26 protein-coding genes are annotated in these 23,245 nt (G+C 50.7%); 16 read left to right on the top strand and 10 right to left on the bottom strand.

Annotated elements, in window-relative coordinates; translation table 11 throughout:
• Positions 1-139: 139 nt before the first annotated feature.
• Complete coding sequence (locus AAFJ72_RS18075) at positions 140-556, bottom strand: hypothetical protein (RefSeq protein ID WP_432775102.1); 417 nt, start codon at positions 554-556, stop codon at positions 140-142.
• Between the two features lie 197 nt (positions 557-753).
• Here AAFJ72_RS18075 and AAFJ72_RS18080 point away from each other — a divergent pair, with 197 nt between their 5' ends.
• From AAFJ72_RS18080 to AAFJ72_RS18115, 8 genes are all read left to right on the top strand, one after another.
• Positions 754-1,368, top strand: coding sequence for a hypothetical protein (locus AAFJ72_RS18080; RefSeq protein WP_432775104.1), 615 nt, complete (start codon positions 754-756; stop codon positions 1,366-1,368).
• Between the two features lie 374 nt (positions 1,369-1,742).
• Entirely contained in the window at positions 1,743-2,861 is a 1,119-nt protein-coding gene (gene proB / locus AAFJ72_RS18085) for a glutamate 5-kinase (protein WP_432775106.1), read from the top strand.
• Between the two features lie 43 nt (positions 2,862-2,904).
• Positions 2,905-4,173, top strand: a complete 1,269-nt coding sequence (locus AAFJ72_RS18090; protein ID WP_122906487.1) for a glutamate-5-semialdehyde dehydrogenase — start codon at positions 2,905-2,907, stop codon at positions 4,171-4,173.
• A gap of 19 nt (positions 4,174-4,192) precedes the next feature.
• The gene (gene proC / locus AAFJ72_RS18095; RefSeq protein WP_432775108.1) at positions 4,193-5,035 is read left to right on the top strand and encodes a pyrroline-5-carboxylate reductase; all 843 of its coding nucleotides are present in this window, start codon (positions 4,193-4,195) and stop codon (positions 5,033-5,035) included.
• Between the two features lie 137 nt (positions 5,036-5,172).
• Entirely contained in the window at positions 5,173-5,991 is an 819-nt protein-coding gene (locus AAFJ72_RS18100; protein ID WP_432775109.1) for a hypothetical protein, read from the top strand.
• Positions 5,992-6,099: 108 nt separating this feature from the next.
• Positions 6,100-6,408 (top strand): ferritin-like domain-containing protein, encoded by a 309-nt coding sequence (locus AAFJ72_RS18105; RefSeq protein WP_432775110.1) that lies wholly within the window; start codon positions 6,100-6,102, stop codon positions 6,406-6,408.
• A gap of 15 nt (positions 6,409-6,423) precedes the next feature.
• A complete protein-coding gene (locus tag AAFJ72_RS18110) occupies positions 6,424-6,756 on the top strand; it encodes a spore coat protein (RefSeq protein ID WP_122906483.1) in 333 nt (110 codons plus the stop codon).
• Positions 6,757-6,891: 135 nt separating this feature from the next.
• The gene (locus AAFJ72_RS18115) at positions 6,892-7,224 is read left to right on the top strand and encodes a hypothetical protein (RefSeq protein WP_432775112.1); all 333 of its coding nucleotides are present in this window, start codon (positions 6,892-6,894) and stop codon (positions 7,222-7,224) included.
• Between the two features lie 50 nt (positions 7,225-7,274).
• Here AAFJ72_RS18115 and AAFJ72_RS18120 read toward each other — a convergent pair whose 3' ends face one another.
• On the bottom strand, positions 7,275-8,723 hold the full coding sequence (locus AAFJ72_RS18120) for a PLP-dependent aminotransferase family protein (protein WP_432777221.1): 1,449 nt from the start codon (positions 8,721-8,723) through the stop codon (positions 7,275-7,277).
• Between the two features lie 148 nt (positions 8,724-8,871).
• Between AAFJ72_RS18120 and AAFJ72_RS18125 the strand changes: the two genes are divergently transcribed.
• The 4 genes from AAFJ72_RS18125 (at position 8,872) to AAFJ72_RS18140 (ending at position 11,736) form a co-directional block, all read left to right on the top strand.
• Positions 8,872-9,501, top strand: coding sequence for a LysE/ArgO family amino acid transporter (locus AAFJ72_RS18125; protein WP_432775114.1), 630 nt, complete (start codon positions 8,872-8,874; stop codon positions 9,499-9,501).
• Between the two features lie 61 nt (positions 9,502-9,562).
• Entirely contained in the window at positions 9,563-10,180 is a 618-nt protein-coding gene (locus tag AAFJ72_RS18130) for a DUF47 domain-containing protein (protein ID WP_432775116.1), read from the top strand.
• A gap of 20 nt (positions 10,181-10,200) precedes the next feature.
• A complete protein-coding gene (locus tag AAFJ72_RS18135) occupies positions 10,201-11,211 on the top strand; it encodes an anion permease (RefSeq protein ID WP_432775118.1) in 1,011 nt (336 codons plus the stop codon).
• 135 nt (positions 11,212-11,346) lie between these two features.
• A complete protein-coding gene (locus AAFJ72_RS18140; RefSeq protein ID WP_122906477.1) occupies positions 11,347-11,736 on the top strand; it encodes a cupredoxin domain-containing protein in 390 nt (129 codons plus the stop codon).
• On the opposite strand, the gene AAFJ72_RS18145 is transcribed toward AAFJ72_RS18140, so the two are convergent.
• Genes AAFJ72_RS18145 through panE form a run of 3 tightly spaced genes read right to left on the bottom strand, consistent with a single transcriptional unit; the run spans position 11,726 to position 14,867 of the window.
• Positions 11,726-12,946 carry an MFS transporter gene (locus AAFJ72_RS18145; protein ID WP_432775120.1) on the bottom strand — a complete coding sequence of 407 codons (1,221 nt, stop codon included), beginning with the start codon at positions 12,944-12,946 and terminating at the stop codon, positions 11,726-11,728. The genes AAFJ72_RS18140 and AAFJ72_RS18145 overlap by 11 nt on opposite strands.
• A gap of 9 nt (positions 12,947-12,955) precedes the next feature.
• Positions 12,956-13,891: a 4-hydroxy-3-methylbut-2-enyl diphosphate reductase gene (locus tag AAFJ72_RS18150; RefSeq protein WP_432775122.1), complete on the bottom strand. Its 936-nt coding sequence runs from the start codon at positions 13,889-13,891 to the stop codon at positions 12,956-12,958.
• Between the two features lie 46 nt (positions 13,892-13,937).
• On the bottom strand, positions 13,938-14,867 hold the full coding sequence (panE, locus tag AAFJ72_RS18155) for a 2-dehydropantoate 2-reductase (RefSeq protein ID WP_432775124.1): 930 nt from the start codon (positions 14,865-14,867) through the stop codon (positions 13,938-13,940).
• A gap of 225 nt (positions 14,868-15,092) precedes the next feature.
• Here panE and glnA point away from each other — a divergent pair, with 225 nt between their 5' ends.
• Positions 15,093-16,511, top strand: coding sequence for a type I glutamate--ammonia ligase (glnA, locus tag AAFJ72_RS18160; protein ID WP_432775126.1), 1,419 nt, complete (start codon positions 15,093-15,095; stop codon positions 16,509-16,511).
• A 295-nt stretch (positions 16,512-16,806) separates the two neighbouring features.
• Entirely contained in the window at positions 16,807-17,247 is a 441-nt protein-coding gene (locus AAFJ72_RS18165) for a hypothetical protein (protein ID WP_432775128.1), read from the top strand.
• Positions 17,248-17,312: 65 nt separating this feature from the next.
• On the opposite strand, the gene AAFJ72_RS18170 is transcribed toward AAFJ72_RS18165, so the two are convergent.
• A complete protein-coding gene (locus AAFJ72_RS18170) occupies positions 17,313-17,765 on the bottom strand; it encodes a hypothetical protein (protein WP_432775130.1) in 453 nt (150 codons plus the stop codon).
• Between the two features lie 127 nt (positions 17,766-17,892).
• Positions 17,893-18,108, bottom strand: a complete 216-nt coding sequence (locus AAFJ72_RS18175) for a helix-turn-helix domain-containing protein (protein WP_432775132.1) — start codon at positions 18,106-18,108, stop codon at positions 17,893-17,895.
• Between the two features lie 1,781 nt (positions 18,109-19,889).
• On the opposite strand from AAFJ72_RS18175, the gene AAFJ72_RS18180 reads away from it, so the two are divergent.
• Positions 19,890-20,723, top strand: a complete 834-nt coding sequence (locus AAFJ72_RS18180) for a hypothetical protein (RefSeq protein ID WP_432775134.1) — start codon at positions 19,890-19,892, stop codon at positions 20,721-20,723.
• Between the two features lie 188 nt (positions 20,724-20,911).
• Positions 20,912-21,703: a DUF2935 domain-containing protein gene (locus tag AAFJ72_RS18185; protein WP_122905576.1), complete on the top strand. Its 792-nt coding sequence runs from the start codon at positions 20,912-20,914 to the stop codon at positions 21,701-21,703.
• Positions 21,704-21,788: 85 nt separating this feature from the next.
• Here AAFJ72_RS18185 and AAFJ72_RS18190 read toward each other — a convergent pair whose 3' ends face one another.
• The 3 genes from AAFJ72_RS18190 to AAFJ72_RS18200 all read right to left on the bottom strand — a co-directional run bounded on the left by AAFJ72_RS18190 (position 21,789) and on the right by AAFJ72_RS18200 (position 23,193).
• Positions 21,789-22,142 carry a reverse transcriptase domain-containing protein gene (locus AAFJ72_RS18190; RefSeq protein ID WP_432775135.1) on the bottom strand — a complete coding sequence of 118 codons (354 nt, stop codon included), beginning with the start codon at positions 22,140-22,142 and terminating at the stop codon, positions 21,789-21,791.
• A gap of 62 nt (positions 22,143-22,204) precedes the next feature.
• The gene (locus AAFJ72_RS18195) at positions 22,205-22,753 is read right to left on the bottom strand and encodes a hypothetical protein (protein ID WP_432775136.1); all 549 of its coding nucleotides are present in this window, start codon (positions 22,751-22,753) and stop codon (positions 22,205-22,207) included.
• Positions 22,754-22,818: 65 nt separating this feature from the next.
• The gene (locus tag AAFJ72_RS18200; RefSeq protein ID WP_432775137.1) at positions 22,819-23,193 is read right to left on the bottom strand and encodes a hypothetical protein; all 375 of its coding nucleotides are present in this window, start codon (positions 23,191-23,193) and stop codon (positions 22,819-22,821) included.
• Between the last annotated feature and the right edge of the window lie 52 nt (positions 23,194-23,245).

Raw genomic sequence — 23,245 nt, forward strand, 5'->3', positions numbered from 1 at the left:
CATTTCCATAAGATTCCACCTTATGCTATACGCTCGCACCCCCAAAAAGTTGCGGATACGAAAAAAAGCCGTCAGTTTCCCAACGGCTCATCACGCATTTTTGTCCAGCGCAAAAATCAGCTTGAACACACAACCATATCTACTCTAGCGGGAGAAAGCTTCCATCGCGCAGCATGGTCAGCTCGCCCATGATGAATGCCAAATCCTCGGATTCACCCAGCTTGCCGCTCTCCGCCAGCGCTTCCAGACGGCGCAGCAGTATGTTCGCAAAATCGGCGATTTGTACAGGCTGTGCTTCCATATCGGCGTCATCGAGCACATCGTAGCTGGTCAGTGCTTCCAGGTGTGTCACGATGCGGAATCCGCCGATCTCTCCCAAAAATTCTTGCTTGTTGATTTTCGATTTTTCCAGCTTTTGCAGCATGGACAAGACATCGTTTGCTACTACGCTTGGAAAAGCAACCTGGTAAAAGTTGCGGTTTTTCGCCTCGACGGTCTTGATAATCAAAATGTCAATGCCATCCGGCTTTTTCGCTTTTTTTCCAAATCCAAACATGTATGTTCACCTCATATCGTTCGATCTGCACAACTCTCTTCATGATAGACATAATCCGGGTGTCAGACAACCCCTATCCTGTTTCCTTTTTCCCGAACATGACGGCTGTTTTGCAACTGGCTCCTTTTCACTTGGTTATTTTTTTCTTTGGCCACACATGCTAACAGGTAACAACGGCTTTTCAAGTGAGGTGCGCGATGAAAACCAACTGGAAAAAGTGGATGATTTTTCTGTCCTTCTCCCTGATCGTCACAGGCTGTGCCCTTCCCGGCAAGGAAGAGAGCAAAAGCAAGACGAAGGCCCGGAACAAACCCGTGAAGCTGTCTGCAATTCAGAAGCTCGGCGACAACAAAATGGATGTCGTCCTGTTCCTCAACCGTGCCGAGCATTTGCTGGAGGAAGTGTACTTCGCCGCGCTCGACAACGCCAAGGGCAAGACGATCTACGAGGATGGGCTGGTGTTCCGCGAGCTGCCGAAGCGATTTGACAGCAAGGATAAAATCGTCGATTACTTTGGACGTTTTTGGAGCAAGCCGCTGGCACTTTCCATGTACGACAAGCTGACGACGAAGCTCGTCAAGGAAAAGCTGTACATTGCGATCCCGCGCGTCGACTACCCGGTCCTGATCTCCGTCCGCAATACGACTGTCGCCAAAGAAAACGGCGAACTGAACGTGACGGTCCAGAACGCAACCGACCCGTCTTTTGCCTCCGACCAGACGATTCAATACCGCCTCGTTCGCGACCAGAAGACGAAACGGTTCGAGATCAAGTCGAGAGCGGGCGCGTATGGCAGCGAACAATTTCAATAATTTCTCTTGACATTTCTTATATGCCCGACGAATAATAGTGAATTAACAAGCGCATAGCAAGCGGCAATGACGGGGAACAGTAAAACCGCCCTTCAGGTCCAGAGAGCGAAATCCGGCGGCTGAGAGATTTCGTCCATGAATCGGTTTGAACCCACCCCAGAGCATCCAGGGAAGACCTGGACAGGTTTCTTTCACCTGTTATCAAAGAAAGAGAGCTGGATGTTTGCGACTTGACGGGTATTTTCTGTCGGCAAACGTCAATTAAGGTGGTACCGCGTAAGGCTAACATGCCCTTTCGTCCTTAACAAAGAGACGATTGGGCTTTTTTTATTGCTTTTTTACATGGATACAAGTGAGTGCTAGGAGGTCAAGGCATGAAGAAGGGAAAAATGCGATTGGTGGTCAAAGTCGGCAGCAGTTCGATTGCCGCAGCGGGCGGTGGGGTGGACCCGGCGAAAATGTCCTTGCTCGTCTCTGCTATCAGCAAGCTGCGCGAAGCCGGGCACCAGGTCGTGCTCGTTTCCTCGGGTGCGGTCGCGAGCGGCTATCAACGGCTTGGCTACCAGCAGCGCCCCCGCTCTCTCGCTGCCAAGCAGGCCGCAGCAGCCATCGGGCAAAGCCTGCTGATGCAGACGTACACGCAAATGTTCGCAGCCCATCACCTCAGCGTGGCGCAAATTTTGCTGACGCGGGGAGACTTCTCGGATCGCGAGCGCTATCAGCACGCTTTTCAGACGTTGTCGCTGCTTTTGGACAAAAACATTTTGCCGATCATCAACGAAAATGACACCGTATCGGTTGCGGAGCTGACCTTTGGCGACAACGACATGCTCGGCGCGCTGGTCGCCGGGCTGGTCCACGCAGATTTGTACATGATTCTCACCGATACGAACGGACTGTACGACAAAGACCCGCGCCACAACCCGGACGCCCGACGCATTGACTCGCTTGAGCAGGTGACGGAGGAAATCGAGGCGTTGGCAGGAGGAGCGTCACAGCTCGGCACGGGCGGTATGCGCTCGAAGCTGATTGCCGCGAAAACAGCGCAAGGCTTGGGGATTCCGAGCTTTATCGGAAAATTGGCGCAATCGGCTGATCTCGTCAAGGTGCTGGAAGGAAACGGAGACGGCACCTACGTCGGCTATCATCCCGAAGCGCCAGTATCAGCCGGCGTCTCCACGCGCAAACAATGGATTGCGCTCCACTCCCCTGTTCGCGGCAGGATTACCGTCGACAGCGGGGCGGCGGAAGCGATTTTGGAAAAAAGCCGCAGCCTGCTCCTGGCGGGCGTCCGCGATGTCTCGGGGATGTTCGAGGAAGGCGAGGTGATCGAGGTGTATTGCGAAGGCACCTTGATCGGCCGGGGCGTCAGCAGGTATGGCGCTGCCCAGCTTCTGGAATCTCTCTCACCTTCCGGCTTGACGCGACGCAGCGGTACCGTGATACACCGTGATGAATGGACCCCGGCACGCTCGAAAGCATTTTTAACTTAAACCGCTTTTTACTTAAAAAGAGAGATAAGGAGATGGGGAGACAATGGAAAACCTGAAAGAAAAAGTGTATGCACAGCTCTCACTGGCCAAACAGGCTTCCCGACAAATGGCGCTGTTGACCCGTACAGAAAAAGACAAGGCACTGGCTGCCATCGGAGAAAAACTGCTGGCTGATGCCCAAACCATCCTGGCGGCAAACGAGCTGGATATTGCCAAGGCGGAAGCTGACGGCCAGCCCGCTTCCTACCTCGACCGCCTGCGCCTGACACCTGCGCGGATAAACGATCTTGTCGAGAGTCTGGCTGCCTTGGCCGCTCTCGATGATCCTGTCGGACAAAAAATGGCTTCCTGGACGCGGCCGAACGGTCTTGTCATCGAACAGATTCGCGTCCCGCTCGGCGTCATCGGCATGGTGTACGAAGCGCGGCCCAATGTCACGGTCGATGCGGCGGCGATTGCGCTGAAAACCGGCAATGCGATCGTCCTGCGCGGCAGCCACAGCGCCGTCAACAGCAACGTCGCACTCGCCCGCTCGATTCGCGAAGCGCTGGCAGCGACAGACCTCCCCGAGGACGCCGTGCAGTACCTGCCTTTTGCCGAGCATGCCTCTGTCGACCTGTTATGTACCGCAAACGGGCTGGTCGACGTCATCATCCCGCGCGGCGGAGCAGGCCTGATCCAGCGCGTGCTGCAACTGTCCAGCGTGCCTGTGCTGGAAACGGGAGTGGGCAACTGCCATATCTACATCGATCAGGCGGCCCGCTACGACATGGCAGAAGCCATCACCGTCAATGCGAAAACAAGCCGCCCCGCCGTCTGCAACGCAGCCGAAACGCTGCTTCTCCACCGCAACTGGCCGCACGACTACCAGCGGGCGCTTTTGCAAAAGCTGCTCGATCAAGGAGTCGAGCTGCGCGCCTGCGAGAAAACGCGGGAGGCACACCATGAGCTGGCTTCTCTCCTGCACGAAGCGCAGGCAGAGGACTGGGATACGGAATACACCGCTCTCATCCTGGCTGTCCGCACCGTCGATAGCCTGGACGAAGCGATTGCGCATATTACCGCACACAGCACGGGCCACTCCGAAGCGATTGTGACGGAAGACGCTGCGGCAGCCAATCAATTTTTGTCCGCTGTCGATGCAACTGCTGTCTATCATAACGCCTCTACCCGCTTTACCGACGGCGGCGAGTTCGGCTTTGGCGCCGAGATCGGGATCAGCACGCAAAAGCTGCACGCCCGCGGGCCAATGGGCTTGCCCGCACTCACTTCCTACAAGTACGTCGTACGTGGAACGGGACAAATTCGCTAGACCAAAGGAGGAAACAGCGATGAGCAACCAAACAGCTAGTATAGCAACCGGACAAATTGGCTTTCTCGGCGCAGGCTCCATTGTGGAAGCGATGCTTGCGGGGATTTTGAAAAAAGGCTTGACCGCAAAAGACCGCATTTTCGTCACCAACCGCAACAACGCGGAGCGCCTGGAGCAGTTGACGGACGCATACGGGGTCAACGCCACCACGGATAAACTGGCGGTAGCGCGGGCCTCTGACATTTTGATTTTGGCAATCAAGCCGAAGGACGCGAAGGAAGCGCTGCTCGAACTGCGCGGAGCCGTCTCTTCAAACCAACTGATTATTTCCGTTATCGCGGGCGTTCCTACCAGCCTGATCGGCGAATGGCTGGGGGTAGACTGCCCGATCATTCGCACGATGCCAAACACGTCCTCTGCTGTCGGGCTGTCTGCGACAGGACTGAGTGCCAATGCGTTTGTGCGTCCCGAGCAGCTCGCCCTCGCCACCCGCCTGTTCGAAGCGATTGGCACCGTATACGAAGTGGCAGAAGAAGAACTCGATATTATTACAGGGCTGTCCGGCAGCGGCCCGGCCTATATTTATTATTTGGTCGAAGCGATGATGGGAGCGGGCGCGACAGCCGGGCTGGATCGGGAAATGGCGCGTCAGCTCACGCTCCAGACAGTGATCGGCGCGGCCCATATGCTGCTGGAAACGTGCGCGGAGCCTGCCTTGCTGCGCAAGCAAGTCACCAGCCCTGGCGGAACTACACAGGCCGGGCTGGAAGTGTTGGAGTCGTATCGGTTCCAGGAGGCGGTAACATCAGCCATCCTGCGGGCGACCGAGCGCGCACGGGAAATGGGCGCGCAGTATCGGTAAGCGTTTTTCGCGGAAGATAGTTGCCGCGTAAGCCGCCTGTGCGTTACGATGTTGGAACAAAGCATGTCCAGACGCACAGGCATAGAGGCACACCGTTGCCCGATTTTTTGCGAGAAACTGAACGAGGGAGGTATCCGATGGAAATTTACGCCTTGTACGGCACCAGTGGTACGGGGAAAAGCTCCAGTGCATTAGAACTTTCCCACCGCATGAACATCGACGCCATTATTGACGACGGCATCCTGATCTACCAGGGGCGCAAGGTGGCGGGTACCTCCGCCAAGTACGAGAAAACGAAAATCCAGGCGGTCAAGCGGGCGATTTTTCATTACGCGGATCACGCAGAGGAAGTGCGGCGCAGTCTGGAGCAGATTCAACCCGGACGCTTGCTGATTCTCGGCACGTCGCAGCGCATGATTACGCGCATCGCCGAGGCGCTGCATCTGCCTTCTACGATTGAATATATTCCGATTGAGTCGATCAAGCCGCCGCAGGAAATCGAAGCGGCGCGCTACGTGCGGGAGACGATGGGCAGACACGTCATCCCGATCCCCCGCGTCGAGGTGGAAAAAGACTATTTGCAGCGGCTGATTGCTTCCGCGACCCGCATTTTCAGCTCGAAAAAGGAAGTCATCGGCGAATCGACCGTCGTTCACCCGCCTTTTTCCGGCGGGCGCATCCTGATTCATCCGCAAGTGTTGCGCAAGATCGCGCAGGCTACGTGCAGCCGCTATGCAGAAGTCAGCCAGGTCGTCAAAGTCAGCTTTTCCTTCGAGGATTTGCCTCGCCTCCAGATTACGCTCGCCCTCAGGCTGCCCTTTTTGACAGATATGACCCGACTGCTTCGGGACATTCAGGAAGAGCTGCACAAGGAAGCAAGCTTTTGCCTCAATATCGCACCCGCCAGCATCGACATTCAGGTCGCTTCGCTGGAATTGGCTCCTGTGAAAGCGTGAAACCGGTCTTTTTTTCGGACCGGTTCATTTTTTGGCGGAAAGAGGCAGGGTTACTTGCGGCCTGTTTGCCCATCCTATACATGTATCACACATGAAAGGAGCAATCAGATGCCATCCATCATGTCTTCCACGCCTTTTCAACAAGCGCCGATTCCCGAGCCGCCCAAAGTCATCACGACCAAAGACTTGAGCTACCTGAAAGATGCCTTGTCCTGGGAGTTGCTCGCCTTTAAAAAGCTGCACTTCTTTGCCCAGCAAGCCACAGACCCGGATGTGAAGCAATGTCTGGAAAAAGCAGGCCGCATGCACCAGCAGCACTACCAAAAGCTGCTCTCCCACCTGCAAAACAACAACACGGCTGTCATGGCGACCTTGCCGCAGACCCAATCCCAACAACAGCAACAACAGATGCAGTAAGGGAGGAGAACAGGGATGCCAAACCAAAATCAGATCGCAAACCCGCAATCCGGACAGCTGCCGCAAATCAAAGGGCCGCAAATGAATGACCGCGATTTTCTCAATGACTGTCTGGCGACGTGCAAATACCTCACAGACAGCCTGAACGTCGCGGTGCGCGAGGCGAGCCACCAGCAACTGTACAACGACATGCTGCAACTGCTGAATGAGACACACCAGTCGGCTCGGGAAGTGTACAACCTGATGTTCCAAAAAGGCTGGTACAAGCTCGAAGCAGAAGAACAGCAAAAGCTGCAGCAAGCTTACCAGCAGTTCTCCGGCTATTCCAGTCAGTTCCCGTATCAATAGTTAGGCTGTTTTTCCAGCATGGCTGATGCAGCCCTGGTCCGATTCCCGTTCGGGCCGGGGCTGTTTGTTGTGCTTGCGGGGTCTTTTTACTCCTTTTTCCAAATTGTATAATTTATTGGAGAAGGAGGGATTCAAATGAAAGACCGTTTTTTGTTTTGGCTCTCTTTGCTTTGCGGCCTGCTCGCTTCTGCAGGCTCCCTTGTTTTGTGGTACGTTTTGCTGTCCGAAAAGTCCTCCGTCTCTGCGCTGACGTTTCTTTGCCTCGTGCTTCCGGCGTTGCTCGGCCTGGTTGCTTCCTTTGTTAAGCCGCCCGTTATTCTGCTTTCCTTTGTCGTCTCTTTGCCGCTTTGCCTGTACTTGTCCATGAATGCAGACAAATTTTTCTTTTTCCTCATTGCCTCCTTGCTGTATTTTCTGTCCGGCGTGTTGAAATGCAAGACAGCAAAAGCCAGTTGGCTGCCCTGGTAACTGGCAGCTTTGCGCTTTGTGCTTTCCGCAAACAGCCTGTCACCTCTTCTTCATCCTTTGCCCCGCAAGAGCCGGGCGACCGCAAACAACGCCCGCTCCAGCTCGTCGTCTGCCGCATACGCATACGACAAACGCAAATGCTGGCTGTCCGTCTGGTCGTACACGAAACCGGGATTGAGCAGGACGCCTTCTGCCAGCGCCTGGGTAAACAGCTTGCGCATCGACACGGGCTGACGCAGGCGCAGCCAGATGTAAAAACCGCCCTGCGGCACCTGCCAGTCGGCCAAGTCGGAAAACCAGCGCGTGAGAAGCTCGTCCATCCGCGCTCTTCTTTCCTTGAGTGCCGCGCGGATTCGTTCCAGATGCCGTTGATAGCGCCCGCTCGTCAGCCATTCTGTCGCCGCCCACTGCGAAAGGGCGCTCGCGCCGTAGTCAATCTGCATTTTCACGTCGGCCAAACGTTCAATGACTGGCTGCGGCCCGACGAGCCAGCCGATTCGCAAGCCAGGGCTGAGCGTTTTCGACAGGCTACCAAGGTAGAGCACCAGCCCATTCTGATCGCTCGCCTTGAGCGGAGCAGGCCCCGGCTCATCCAGCCACAGCTCGCCATACACATCGTCCTCCAAGATGGGCAGCCGCTCCTGTTCACATACCGCCATAAGCTGCCGCCTGCGCTGCTCGCTCATCAAAATCCCGGTCGGATTGTGAAAAGCCGGGATCGTATAGAGCAGCGCTCCGTTATGAAGCTGCTTCTGCCGGGCGACAGAGGCAGGCGCTATTCCTTCCCCATCCATCGCGACGCCAGCCAGCCTCATCCCTGACGACTGGAATAACGGCAGCGAAAACAGGTACGAGGGCTGCTCCAGCAAAATCGTCGAGCCTCGGTGCAAAATCCCGAGTGAGATCAACTGCAAAGCCTGCAGCGCACCGGATACAACGAGAATCGACGCCGGAGAAGCCTCGATCCCTCGCGTGCGCAGGTGAGCGCTGATCGCCTCGCGCAGCGGCAAAAGTCCCTTCGGCTCGGAATAGCCAAGCTGCGTCATTTTCCCGCGCAGGTCACAAAGCACTTCCTCCATCTCTGCCGTCGGGATCAGGGTGGGCGAAAGCTCTCCTGTGCCCAGACGGGTGTAGCGCGGATCCGGCTCATAGCGGTTAATGTCCTGGATCGTCGGCGAATTGGGCAAATGCGTGCCCGCCTGCACATACCCCAACCAATCCGGCGGCGGCGTGGTCGTCAACAGCGACCATGTGTTGTTGCAAATGACCGAGCCGCTCCCGACCGTCGACTCAATTAGCCCTTCCGCCTTCAGTTCCTCCAGTGCGGTCACGACCGTGCTGCGGTTCACCCCGAAAGCAGCAGCCAAAGCACGCTGGGCAGGCAGCCTGCTGTTTACCGGCCACTCTCCCCGCGCAATTTTTCCCTTCATGTACGCGACAATTTGCGCGTAGACAGGCAAGTCACCCGATTTGTCCGGCTTCCAGTCAATGGTCAGCATCCGTCTCCACTCCTTTGCTCCATTGTACAAATTGGTTGGGGCAGTGGTAAACCAATTGGCTGGAGACATTCGCTCCTTCCTCATGAATAATGTCCATAGTGTCATGCTTTTGCTTGCTGACATGCCAACGAAAAAGGAGGAAGGAATCGTGCTGGAAGCCACTCTGCACGGTTTTGTGCTCGCCTTCGGGCTGATTTTGCCGCTGGGTGCGCAAAACGTGTTTGTATTCAACCAGGGAGCCGTACAGCCTACGCTGTGGAGAGCCGCTCCCGTCGTTCTGACGGCAGCAGCCTGTGATGCGCTCCTGATTTTACTTGCCGTCCTTGGCGTTTCTCTGGTGATTTTGACCGTTGCCTGGCTGAAAACCGTCCTGTACGTCATCGGGATCTGTTTTTTGCTGTACATGGGCTACCTGACCTGGCGCAGCCGCCCAAGCCTGGATCACCGTAATCAGGAAAGCTTTTCCGCCAAAAAGCAGATGATGTTCGCCGCTTCCGTCTCTTTGTTCAATCCGCACGCAATCCTCGATACCATCGGGGTCATCGGAACCAACTCGCTCAACTATGCAGGAGCAGAAAAATGGGGGTTCACCATCGCCTGCATCCTCGTCTCCTGCCTCTGGTTTTTCGGCTTGTCTGTGGCAGGGAGAATCATGGGCAAACTGGATCGGTCCGGGTCCTTGCTGCGCAGCCTCAACATCATCTCTGCGCTCATTATGTGGGGAGTCGCTGCCTACATGACAAGCCAGCTCGATTTGGCCTGGTTCTGGGAAAAGTGAATAAATGCTTTCGCCTCCACTCAAAATATCCCTAGTCGGATTTTAATGTGGAGGTCTTTTCATGCTTTTTGCCAAATCAGACGCCCTGCTCGATCATTTGTACACGATCGCCAAAAACGTGTATGACTCAGCGATTTATTTCAATAATTACAAAATTACTTCGCTGGAAACGTTAAAAAGCTTTGCCGAGGAAATGAAAGTGTATGAGTCCAAGGGCGACAAGCTGATTCACGAGATTATCGTCCGGATCAACAAAACGTTTATTTCGGCCATTGAACGGGAGGACGTGCTGAATCTGGCGGTCAAGCTGGACGATGTGCTGGACGGACTGGAGGGGTGCGCCGCTCGCCTGTACATGTACGACATCATGGAGCCGGATGAAGCGATGGTCAAATTTGGCCAACTGATTGAGGATGCCACCCAGCAAATTTTGTTCGCAATTGAGCTGTTGCAAAAACTAAAGCTGTCTGGCATGAAGGAGTACATCATTCGCATCAACGATCTGGAAAGCGCCGGTGATGAGTTGGTGCGCAACAGCATCCGGAAGTTGTTCAAGTCGACGAACGATCCGCTTCACATTATGCAGTTCAAGGAAATTTACGATGTGCTTGAGGATGTCATGGATCATTGCGAGGACGTCGCCAACATGATGGAGACGGTGATTATGAGCAATACATAAACGAAGGAGGCTCTTCTTCCATGCACACTAGCCTGCCTCTTGTGATCGCTGTCATTGTTCTGGCCGTTTCCTTTGACTTTATCAACGGCTTTCACGATACAGCCAATGCCATCGCCACCACAGTCTCGACAAAAGCTTTGCCGCCGAAAATCGCCATCGCCCTTGCCGCGATCATGAACTTCGTCGGCGCACTTGCTTTTACAGGGGTCGCCAAAACTATCGGAGGAAAAATTGCCGATCCCACCAAGCTGGAATACGGCGTACTGATCGTGCTGGCTGCTTTGGCCTCGTCGATTTTCTGGAATCTGGTCACCTGGTGGTACGGGATTCCGAGCAGTTCCTCCCATGCGCTCATCGGCTCCGTCGTAGGCGCCGTTTTCGCTTCGGCTGGCGGTTCGCACGTTAACTGGAGCGGTTTTTTGGAAATTTTCGAGGCGCTGATATTGTCGCCCGTCATCGCGCTCGTGGCCGCCTATCTGCTCATGAAGCTGGCTTACGCCTTGTTTCGCCGCATCCAGAAACCGCCCGCCAAAGTGAACCGAGGCTTTCGTTACTTCCAGATTTTTACTGCTGCCCTGCAATCTTTCTCCCACGGCACCAACGACGCGCAAAAAGCAATGGGCATCATCGTCTTCGCTCTGGTGGCTGCCGATTTGCATACGGATACAGCGACGATTCCGTTTTGGGTCCAGCTGATTTGCGCGATTGCCATGGGGCTGGGAACTTCTGTCGGCGGCTGGAAGATCATCAAGACGGTCGGCGGCAAAATTACGAAAATCGAGCCGATCAACGGCGCGACCGCTGATTTAAGCTCGTCCACGATCATTTTTACATTTACGCAGTTAGGGCTTCCGGTCAGCTCGACACACGTGATTTCTTCGGGGATTATGGGGGTCGGCGCGGCCAAACGGATGAAGGGTGTCAATTGGGGCGTCGCCAAACGGATCATCATCACCTGGTTTATTACGCTGCCGATTTCCGCGGTGATCTCTGCGGCAATCTATTCCTTGTTGCGTTTGTTTTTTGAGTGAAGGCGATGCGAGCTGCGCCCGGTTTGCGAATGCCCAGCGTTTGCCGATGAGGAAAAATGTGTTTACTGTTGACAGAGTGGGGACAGGATAATAGTAACTTCATCATGTTATTGTCGCAAAGGAGCTGATTTGCAAATGTCTCGTCAATGGTTCCGGCAGCTTCGCTATCCCCTCATCGCACTGACCGTGACATTAACGCTGCTTTGGACGCATCATCACCAACGGTTGCATACTTCCTACGCCGCCACGACGCGGACGCACACGGTTACGATTTCCAGCGCCGGCTTTTTGCCCAACCAGTTGACTGCGCGGGCAGGCGAGCGCGTCGCGTTGATGATCGTCAACGCAGATACGCGCCCGCACAACCTCTCCATTCGCGATCTGAACCTGTCCTCGACCGAGCTGAAGCCGACGCAGTCTACGATCCTGCAGTTTTCTGCCGATAAAAAAGGGCGGTTTTTCTTTGTCTCCGACGCCCCCGGTTATCCGGAAAGCGGCTATCAAGGCATGCTTGTCATTGAGTAGCTTCGGCTTTTTCGTCGGGAGCTTTCTGCTTCCACGGCCCATACGTAATCAAGACCAGCGGGATGATCCCGATTACCGTAATGATTCCAAAAAACAAATAGATGCCCAGCGTCGAAAAAGCATCTTTGATCCAGCCAGCCACGAGATTACACAGCATCGTCCCCAGCCCGCCTCCCACCGAAAAGAAGATGGCCAGCGCCGTCACTTGCAGGGAGGCGGGCGTATTTTCGCGCACGAACTGGGCTGCCGTCGCCAGATAAAAGCCTACCGAGATGCCTTGAATGAAAAACAAGGCGATAACCAGCGTCGTACCGGGGGCAGAGCTGTACCAGAGCCAGCGAGCCGCCCCGCTTACAGCAGCGATCAGCAGCGTCAGCTCCAGGCCCCACTTGCGTACAAAGACACCTGCCAGCTTCATGAACGGGGCTTCACTGCCTGCAAACAAGAGAAAAGCCAGCCCCACACCCGCCACTGTGCCGCCAATCTCCTGATAAAACAGGGAAAACCAGATGTTGTTCGCGTTCACCGCGCCAAGCACGCAAAAGGAGGCGAGCAAAAACAATAGGTAGCGCGGTATTCGCAATAGATCCCGCATGCCAGCCAGCATGCCGACGCGAAAGCGCGGCGTCTCCTCCGATTCATCCGGCACCCGCAGCAAAAACAGCATGGCGATCAAGAGCGCGAGGCAATACGAGTAAAACAGCATGGATGCCCCCCACCGCTCGACCAACAGTCCTGTCACAAAGGCGGCGAGCGCAAAGCCAACCGCTCCCCATAGCCGGATGTCGCCGAATTGCAGACCGTATTTTTTCGCGTAGCCCAAAGTGATACTGTCTGATATTGGAATAATCGCGCTCTGGAAAAACGAGAGGATCAAATAGAACAGAAAGACTAAGGCGAAGGTAGACACCCCGACGAAGAAAAGCCCGGCCAGCCCCGAAGCGACAAGCGTCAGAATCAGAATGGCCTTGCGAATCTGAAAACGGTCACAAAGCAACCCCCACATCGGCTGGGCGACAATCGAGACAACAGGAGCGACTGCGCTAATCAGGCCGATCTGGGTGCCTGTGAGCGAAATGGATTTGTAATATTGCGTAATCAGTGGCGAGAAAGCACCCAACCCGTAGTAGAAAAAAAGATAAAGGGCGCAAAGACTGAAGTATCTCCCGAATGCGCCCGAAAGTCCAATACCGGAATGTGTTCCTGGCATATCGTTCTCCTATTTTACCCGTGGCAATATTTTATCCATCTCGACGGTTCGTTTCTTCTCCCATGTCGCCGGATTAAACTCGTCGAATTGCTCCAGGAAAGCAATGACTTCCTTGGTCAACGGGGTTGGCGTAGACGCGCCGGACGTAACCGCGACGCTTTTTTTGCCGCGCAGCCACTCGATGTCAAGCTCGGACAAGTCCGCGATCCGATACGACGGCACATTGGCGATCTCTTCCGACACCTGCGCCAGACGGTTGGAGTTGTTGCTGCGCGGATCGCCCACGACAATACACAAATCTGCCTCGCCCGCCTGTGTCGCGACCGCTTCCTGCCGCACCTGGGTAGCCAGGCAAATTTCGTTGTGCACCTCTACCCCAGGGAAACGCTGCAGAATGGCATCCATCAAATGCTTGACATCCCACTGGCTCATCGTGGTCTGGTTGGTGACGATCAGCTTGTCTGTCGGGATGTCGAGCGCGTCCAGCTCCTCCAGCTTTTGCACGAGATGCACGCGGTCCGGTGCGATGCCGACAGCTCCTTCCGGCTCGGGATGCCCCTTTTTCCCGATGTAGATGACATGGTAGCCATCCGCAATTTTTTCGCGGATCAAATCGTGCGTCTTCGTGACATCCGGGCAAGTCGCATCAACGACGGTCAAGCCTTTTTCCCGCGCCTTTTTGCGCACCTCCGGAGAGACGCCGTGGGCGGTGAAGATGACCGTTCCTTCGTTCACCTGGTCCAAAAGCGCCAGCCGGTCTTCTCCATCCAATGTTTTAATGCCTTGCTTTTCAAACGCCTCGACGACGTGGGCATTGTGGACGATCATGCCCAAAATGTGAATCGGGCGGGGAAAGTCGAAGTTTTGCGCTGTACGCAGTGCCAACACCATGGCATCGACAACACCGTAGCAATATCCGCGGGGGGAAATCTTGATGACTTCCATCTGAACCCCTCCTAAAATTCTAATGACGTTCGCCCACTATTATACCTTATTTGCCTGCATCCCGCTTCTGTTCGTAAACCTTCAGATTATTGTAGACAACTTTTAGCAGCGGCGTGGACAAGCCTTTTTGTTCAGCGCGCTTCAACAGGTAGCCTTGCAGATGATCGGCCTCGACCGGAAGCCCTTTTTCCATGTCGCGCAGCATGGACGATTTCGTTTGCGGGCGCTGGTTTTGGAAGATTTCCATTTGCTTTTCCACAATATCCGGCTTGATCGGCGCTTCCAGTGCCTTCATGACAGACACGATCTCCTCCGCGAGCTGTCTGGTCAGCTCCACGCCGTAGGCGGACTCGCGAATCGGACCAACAGCCGAGTTCATCAGCGTCGTAATACCGGAGAACATCGCGATAAACAAATATTTGTGCCAAACCTCGCGCTGGATGTTGTTGCTCGCCCGCATCGTGCCATTGATCTTGGAAAAGGCCTGCTCCAATCGCTCTACGCGCTCGCTTTTTCCGCCTTCCCACTCGCCAAACACCGCCTCGTGAATCGGGCTCGTCTGCACGACGTCGCCTTCTGCGTTCAGCGTTGTTTCAATGAAGCAAAGCCCGCCAAGCACCCGCTCACGCCCAAAGCGCTCCCATAGCGGCTCCATGTGGGCAATCCCGTTCAGCAGCGGAATCACGATCGTGTCGTCCCCGACGTAAGGGGCAATCGCATCGATGCTCTCTGCGAGCGTGTACGCTTTGTTGGACAGCAGGACGACGTCGAACGGCCCTGCCGCTTCGCCCGCCTGAATCAGCTGCGGACGCTCCAGGTGCAGATCGCCGTGGATGCTCTGCACCCGCAAGCCTCGCTCCTGCAATTGCTTGTATCTTCGTTCGCGCACCAGAAACGTTACATCCACACCCGACTCTGCCAGTCTGCCGCCAAAATACCCTCCGATGCCACCTGCCCCCAGTACCAGTACCTTCATCAAAATCGCCTCCGCATTTATTCATAATAGTTCGTCTATATTCTACAAAAACGGAACCAAATTCTGAACCCCGCAATACGATGTTAGAAAAACTAACATTTGGAGTAAGAAAACCTCTTGACGAACATTGTCTGTTGTAGCTATAATTCGAAATATAGATTTTCAAGAAAACACGAACAATAATTGTTCAGATACAAAAATATTTCGCGAATGGAGTGGGTTGTTTTGGATATGAAAACGGTTTTGTCCATCATTGATGCAGAGAAAGTGGAATATGTAGACTTCCGTATTGTCGATTTGCTTGGCCGCCAGCACCATGTTACCGTTCCTGCCTACGCTGTAGATGAAGGCACCTTCAAAAACGGCGTTGCCTTCGACGGCTCCAGCCTCACTGGCTATAAATCCATCGAAGAGAGCGACATGGTCGCGATGCCTGATCCTTCCACCGCTTTTCTCGATCCGTTTGTGGAAGCCAAAACGCTGAACATCGTCTGCAACATTGTCAATCCGGACAACACTCCATACACCCGCGATCCGCGCGGCATTGCCCTCAAGGCAGAAGCGTATCTGCAACAAACCGGGCTGGCTACCGCAGCCTACTTCGGTCCGGAATCGGAATTTTTCCTGTTCGACAGCGTGCGCTACGACTCCGGCCCATCCGGTTCGTTCTTCCACATCGACTCGGAGGAAGCGTTCTGGAACACCGGAAAAGAGGGGCAAAACCTGGGCTACAAAGTGCGCAACAAAGGCGGCTACTTCCCTGTACAGCCAACTGACTCGCAAATGGACATCCGCAACGAAATGTGCACCCTGATGACCAAAGCCGGCCTGCATGTAGAGCGCCATCACCACGAGGTGGCAACTGCCGGTCAAGGCGAGATCAACTTCCGCTTTGACACGTTGACTCGTACAGCTGACAACCTGCTTTTGTTCAAATACATCGTGCGCAACGTCGCTGCGAAGCACGGCAAAACCGCGACCTTCATGCCAAAGCCAATCGTCGGCGACAACGGTTCCGGCATGCACGTCCACCAAAGCTTGTTCAACGGCGACACTCCGCTGTTCTATGAGCAAGGCGGCTACGCAAACCTGAGCGAGACAGCACTCTACTACATCGGCGGCATTTTGCACCACGCTCCAGCCCTGATCGCGCTGACCAACCCGAGCACCAACTCGTTCAAGCGTCTGGTCCCAGGCTACGAAGCACCTGTCAATCTGGTATTCTCCAAAGGAAACCGCTCTGCCGCTGTTCGGATTCCAGTCGCTGCTGTAACGCCAAAAGCGTCCCGGATCGAATTCCGCACGCCAGACTCCACTGCCAACCCATACCTGGCCTTCGCTGCCATGCTGATGGCTGGCCTGGACGGCATCAAGCGCAAACTCGACCCGCGCGAACTCGGCTACGGCCCGCTGGACCGCAACATCTACGATTTGTCCGACGCGGAAAAGCATGAAATCAAGCGCGCTCCAGGCTCCCTGGAGGAAGCCCTGACTGCCCTCGAACAAGACCACGCTTTCCTGCTCGAAGGCGACGTCTTCAACAAGGAAGTCATCGAAAGCTGGATCGCCTTGAAACGTGCGGATATTCAGCAAGTGGAGCGTACGGTGAATCCGAAAGAGTTTGAGTTGTATTATGATCTGTAAAATTTATTCGTACAAAACTGACCAGTAATTACGCAGGTTTTACCCATCAACAAATTAGCCCCTTCCGTTCAGGAGGGGCTCTTTGCATTGGCCATGAAATGATCCTTTCGTGTCTGGGGAAACCCTGCAGCAAAGTCGTTGCAGCAAAATCACCTACAGAATCATTTACAATTAGTTCCAATTGTTTTATGATATATAAATCGCATTAACTAGTTCGGTAGACATTAATCGTCTTCCACTAGCAAAGTTTATGCACGAAGTAAATACGTACTTACTTCCGGGAGGAGAGTCTGTTTTGAAAAAGAAAATAGCTTTTTTACTCATTATCTTAGCAGCGATTGCTGGTTGCTTTTATGCTGTAAATAGAATGAATTATACATCTCTTCATGAAAAAGCCTTAAATCAGATCACGAAAAATGATGAAGTTCGTATTGATATTAAGAGGTATTCTGACGATGCAAAGGTATCTCTAACAGATAAAGATAAGGTAGAAAAGTTGTTAAAGAGCCTCTCATCTGTGGAACTAAAAAAAGAAAACATGACTTGGCCGTCCGGTGATTATGCAATACGAGTATATGTCAACGGGGTAAATAAACTTGGAATGGAAATGTTGACTAACAAAAATTACGTTTGGATAAATGAACAAAAAGGGGGCGTCTATAAGGTAAGTAATCAAGTTGATTTATTTAAAATAATCGAAGAGCAACACCTGGATTGGACTATTCCAGGACAATAATTCCACTTGATTCCCGACATAAAACGAGGCTGTCAGGATTTATCCCTTCAGCCTCGTTTTCATATTTATTCTACAGGGAACCATCCTTGGTTCTCTTTATAAACTTTCTTAACGAGCCCTTCACCAGAAACAAAGCGAATGGTTCTACCATCTACATAATATTCGATAAACGGAAATTCGACTTGGATCTTAGAATACTTGGGATTTTCCTCCAGAAATTCTATCAATTCGTCCATTGAGAAATATCCTGTGTATACCATATCTTTGAGTGCATCCTTTGCACTTACTCCAAGACTTGCTACAAGAGATGTAATTGCAGCCACAATACCTGTTGGTGTAGATGTTACAAAAACAAGCCCCAAAATGGTAGAAACAGTTCCCAGGATGGACTCTAATGTGTTTCCTTCCAATTTAACCAAACCGTTTTTATACATTGCCCGTTGCGCTTTTTTAATTTTTTTGAGTTCCGCCAAAGTGACAGTAAGGTTCTTTGAATACTCTCTTGATTTCATGCCCATAATTTTTTCCCTCCAGTAATTGTTCTTTCAAACGACTTTGTTGACCGGTCAACGTCGTTCTCACCTATCTAGGAAAAAAACAGGAGCAAAACGGAACAGCTTTACTTAAAAAATCGAAAAAAATTTTTTAACCCCTGATTTTCTCGATAAACCGCGTCGTAATCTCTTGAATCCCCTCTTCCCTTGGAAGTTTAAGAAAGCTCGCCAAGTTGTTAATTTCAGGTTCCATTTCTTCCAAGACCATCAATAGTGCCTCGTTGTCCCCATTTTTTGCTCGCTCAACCATCAAAGTGAATGCGTAATCAGATAATTGTGCAGTTTCTTCAGGCTTCGACTTTTGCATTGATTCACACCTCTTTCGCCCATGCGTAAGCTTTCGCCAACCTCTTTTGCCGTGAAGCCTTCCAAAACGATCTTTCGGATAACGTACCTTTCTTTTTCATTGGATAGTTGCCGTAACAACTCTTCAACATAAAGGCTTCCGTCGTAATTAACCGTTCCCAACTGCCTGCCAAAGTCGTCCAGAATCGGGCATTCATTACGAATCCTTTTTCTTTCTCGATAATTCAGGTTCCAGGCAATACGTCGCAAAATGGTTCTGCATTCCTCTTTCGTCAAACAATCACCTACTTTTTAAATTAGTTGAATTTCACAACCCCAAACGAAAAACAGGATCATACGTTCGTTTTTCAAACAAAAAATAAACATGCCATATTCTCACTGGCATGTCCCGATCCCCACTATCCATTTTACTAAATAACTCAGCCTTCACTCGGTTTATTCCTCAAGTGTAAACTTTTGTAAACATATGTAAACTTACACACGCTCACCTTCCCCTTCAATCAAGTTGGGAGGAAGTGACGGTTGCAAGATATGCTGTTCAGCAGTAGTCGTTCAATTACGCAAAGAAATCGCCCTTTCTGAGTTGGTGGTTTGGTAACTTCCATCCACGGATATGGCGATTTTTTTGTACCAATTTTTCACATTCAATAAAAACGGCACGTCCAGCAGTCAGTTTGCACTGACTCTCTGGACAGCCCCTCTTTCCATTGCTCAAATATCAGTATTTTTTATGCCTTCTACATTCACCCGATAATGCGTCTCATAGAGGAACGACTTTTACCGCTTTTTTACTTACAATATTTGTCATAGTTGAGATTTATTTTAGTGAGCATTTCTCCGAATGAGTTATTCGTCATTGATAAGGAGATGAAAACGAGAAAGGCGACAGATACGTTACCATCCTGACCGAAAGGAGATTTTTATGAAGAGGTTAACAAGTATGCTTTTTTGTTTTTCGCTATTTTGGTGTTACTTGCTGGTTGTCAAAGCTACAATGGGAATCAAACGGAAGTTGCAAAAACGAACACAAAGGAAAGCCCTTCTGCCAAACTTACGGAAGAGGAAGCAAAAGACATTCGCAAACAACTTATCCCGAAGGCAGAAACTAAATAGCAAATAATGGAGGCCATGGTTGGGCCACAGAATTCCTGCTCGATACCGCCAGGATCAAAAGTCAAAAAGATCATGTTTTCGAAATCGAGTTTGACAAAACGGTGCTGGCTGACCCTTCCGATCCTGTGACCGTAAAAATGGAATACGCAGATGGGAAATGGCCGCTGGCAACATCTTTGGTTAATGAAGAAGCAAATAGCCGCGGACAGGATCTGTTATTTGCGATCTGTTCAACAACAAAGTTGTTGCTTGCAAGACAAGTAAAAAGAACGAGCTGCGACTGGTGATCGCACAAAACAGACGAAGAAAGATACTTTTCGAATTTTCCATGCGTAAAACACACCGTTTTTTTTACCGAACATATGATATGATTTCTTTGAAAGAGGGAAAATGGAACAAGTTTCCCGGAAGGATAAAAAGAGCCTAAACGGCTGACTACTTCGGTGTCCGAAGATTACCTGTTGGGACGCACCAACGCTCCTTCCCCTGCTTTCAAGAAGGATAAGCCTGCCCCAATTCCAAATGTTTTCTCTCGGAAAAGAACAAGGCTGACGAGGAAAACACCAAGAAGCATTGATGCAGGAAACCGCTTTTTTTGATTGCATCATTTTCCGTACAGAATCTAACCTTTATGATTTTAACCAGATAGAACATGGGGGGGCATTTATCATGTGGATGACTTTGGGATTACTCGGATTTTTTGGCTCATTCCTTTTTTTAGTTATGACGATTGTTTCATTATTTCGAAAAAATGGTCAAACAAAAAAGCATCTGACGATTGCGGTTATATGCGTGATTGTCTTTTTAGTTGCTGCCTTTGTTGATCGTAAACCAGTAACAACCTCGGTAACTCAATCACAAAATGCAACTTCCGAGCAAACAACAAAGGATGAAGTTGAATCAAAAACGAAGGATGAAGTTGAGTCTGAAGCAATAGCTGAAGCCGAAGCAAAAGCCAATGGCGAACAGGAAGCAACAGCTAAAGCTGAGACTGAAGCGAGGGCCAAAGCTCAGACAGAAACCAAGAAAAAGGCTGAACAAATACCTGGTACGATCGGCATGACCCCTGAGCAATTCAAGACAGCTTTCAATAAAGTGGCGGCCGAATACCAGTCTGACTTAATCATTAACAATATCACGATTACAGAGGGTGTCGCCCAAAATACATTTCAATATATGTTTACAAAAAACTTAGGAATTATTGGAACGGTCAACAAAAAAGACGGCAGTGTCCGAGAAGTGCTGCTAATGGGTGCTGGAGACGGAACGGTAAAGTCAGGTGCAGATATTCTGATTGGTATGGGTATTCTTATCACTGCAACCAATCCTGATTTGTCAGATATTGAAAGAGGGAATGTTCTCAGGGAGCTTGGTGTAATTGATGGTGGTGATATTATGGATTTAAATAAATCCACCGTCAGAAATGGAATCAGATACAAAATCACGACATCCGAAGATTTAGGTATATGGTTTAGCGCAATCGATGCAAATGAAAAAGAATAAGCCCAATCAGACTTTTCTTTCAATGAACCCCTTGCTTTGGGGTTCTTTGCGTTTTTTACACAAAAATTAGGCTTGGCCGCTCCAAGTGCTTTTTAGGCCAGCGCCCATTCGGAGTAATGGGCAGTTGCATAGGTATAAATCATGTTTCATTTGTGCTGCATGCGAACACACTCACTTGGAGGTACAACATGGCAAATGAATTTGTTGACAGGTCATTAGCAGAAATTCGCTTTTGGTCCCGCATTATGAAGGAACATTCCCTCTTTTTGAAATTAGGGTTTAACTGTGACGACACCAAATTAATTAACGAAGCCGACCGTTTTTACAACATCTTTGAAGACATTGAGAACCGCGCTCACGCTTTTACTCCAGACGTCGATCCGCAAAGGATTTACGATTTTAACCAGGTTGTGTACAGCGCTGCTTCTCATATTTGGGCATTCAAACGACACGTACTCGGGTTAATCATCCATTGCAAGATCGGCGGAAACAACTTCCCCCTGTTGGTCGATCACGTCAGCAGGGAAGCCGCATATTTCCGGAATCGCTTGGAACAGCTGAATACCGGCTGCCTGGACCCACTGCCTGATGCGGTTATTAATGAAAATGTCTTCTTCCTGCGCATCATGGCTGACCATGCCAAATTCATTAACCATTTGCTTGATCCATCCGAGAGAAAATTAGTGGAACAGGCCAGAGAATTCAGTCATGATTTTGACCAGCTTTTATTCCAGGCCCAGGATCTTGACTCTATGCGTCCCCAATCCCAGACACAGCCTCTCCTCTCGCAGTTTGTCGATCAAAACCGTGTTTCCGTCCGCCAATTGCGCGACTTCAAGAAAACGGCACGCGATCTGATCGAAGCATGCCGAATCAAAAGCATTATCCCTCCGTTGCTTGCCGACCACGTCTTTAGAGAAGCCTCCCATTTCCTCGAAATACTGGATGCCTTTGATGCTGCGTTATCGCATTCGAAGTAGCTCGAGGTAGCGCGTAATATGCCCCTTCTGGGGGTTTTATTTCCTAATACTTTAAAATAAACGAATTGGAATAAATAGAAGATGACTACTTTTTGCTCCGGACGAAGATGTTACAGTCGCTTGCATAGCGGACAAAGCACAGTCCGCGTGCTGTAACCTCTTTGTCCAAATTATCCAGAAGAATGTTGGCGAGGAGTGGACTTAACGCCCCTCCTTGTATGTAGGATTGCGCTTCTTTACTGCGTCGTGTGCACGTTTGTTTGGACGGAATCCGATACTGTTCGGGGAAAATGCGGATCAAAAATTGCGTCATTGCTTGCATGAAGGCTTGCTGAATTAAGCAACCATAATGGTTGGGATACCCTAGGACACCCTTGCTGTTGGCTAACAGGCGTTCGCCAGCCCCTGTTCGGGACTTCGCCCTAGAGATGACGCCCATGCTAGGCGTACATGAAAAAAGACGCTCTCATTGAGGGCGTCTTTTCTTACCCATGTATTATCTTATTTCTCCTCAACTGGCCCATCTATAAACCATTCTTTTCCTTCATTCCCAATTTTGGAGGACAGCACTATTTTTACTGACTTTCCATTTTCACGTTCAAACAGCATAATCGTTTGTGTCACGTCCTGATTAACTAACAAAATGGGTTCATAATCCCCAATGTTATGATTGGTCATAGCAGCCCGAAGCGCATCTAAAAAACTGTTCTGTTCAATATGATTTTCAAAATTACCCCAGATATGTTGATGATCTGCGTAATCTACAAAAGTATATTCACTGCCGGTAATTGATTTTTCCAAATTTGCATTAATGGAATTAATTCCTTTTGTTAATTGCAGTGAACTATTTAAACCAAATTTTCCAATTGATTTTTTCCACGATTCATCTAATTTCTCATTTGTTTCTGCTGATCTATAGTCCCTCATTTTAGCTTCCGGTCGGATTTTCTCTTTTTTGGCACTTACACCTTCAATATTTAAAACGGTTCCAAATCCAACACCACATAATATTGCAACAGAAAACGACACAAGTAACATTCTTTTATTCATTAATATTCACCTCATTTAAATTAATTCATACCTTTATTATTCTATACATTATTCTGAATTCTTTTCTAAATAGAAGTTCTGTCTGTTGTGCTTATCGACTCTTTATCGGTAGATCCCCACCAAATTCTATGACCAGATGTCGAGTATGTATCAGATAAGCCGATTGGGGCGTATGCTGATGCAATAACAGGACCTACTCCAGCTTGTTTAGGACTTTCTTTATAATCTTGTTTTTTCCCGCCAGCCCAGATCTCAGTATAACTTCTTGCATGTGTCGTACCATAAGATCCTTTAGTTGTTGCCCTACTCTCCCATTTGCCTTTGTCACTTAGTAATATTTCCACCTGTGCTATTTCAAAAGTGATATTTGCTGCGTAAGCAGAAGTTCCGAACACACTTAACAAGCAGAGAGCCAAGATTGATGTTTTTAATTTCTTCATTAATTGAACTTGCTACATTGTAAGTATACCAAATCACTTACAATATGTTACA

The sequence above is a fragment of the Brevibacillus gelatini genome (assembly GCF_050920745.1).
In the GTDB taxonomy this organism is placed as follows: Bacteria; Bacillota; Bacilli; order Brevibacillales; family Brevibacillaceae; genus Brevibacillus; species Brevibacillus gelatini.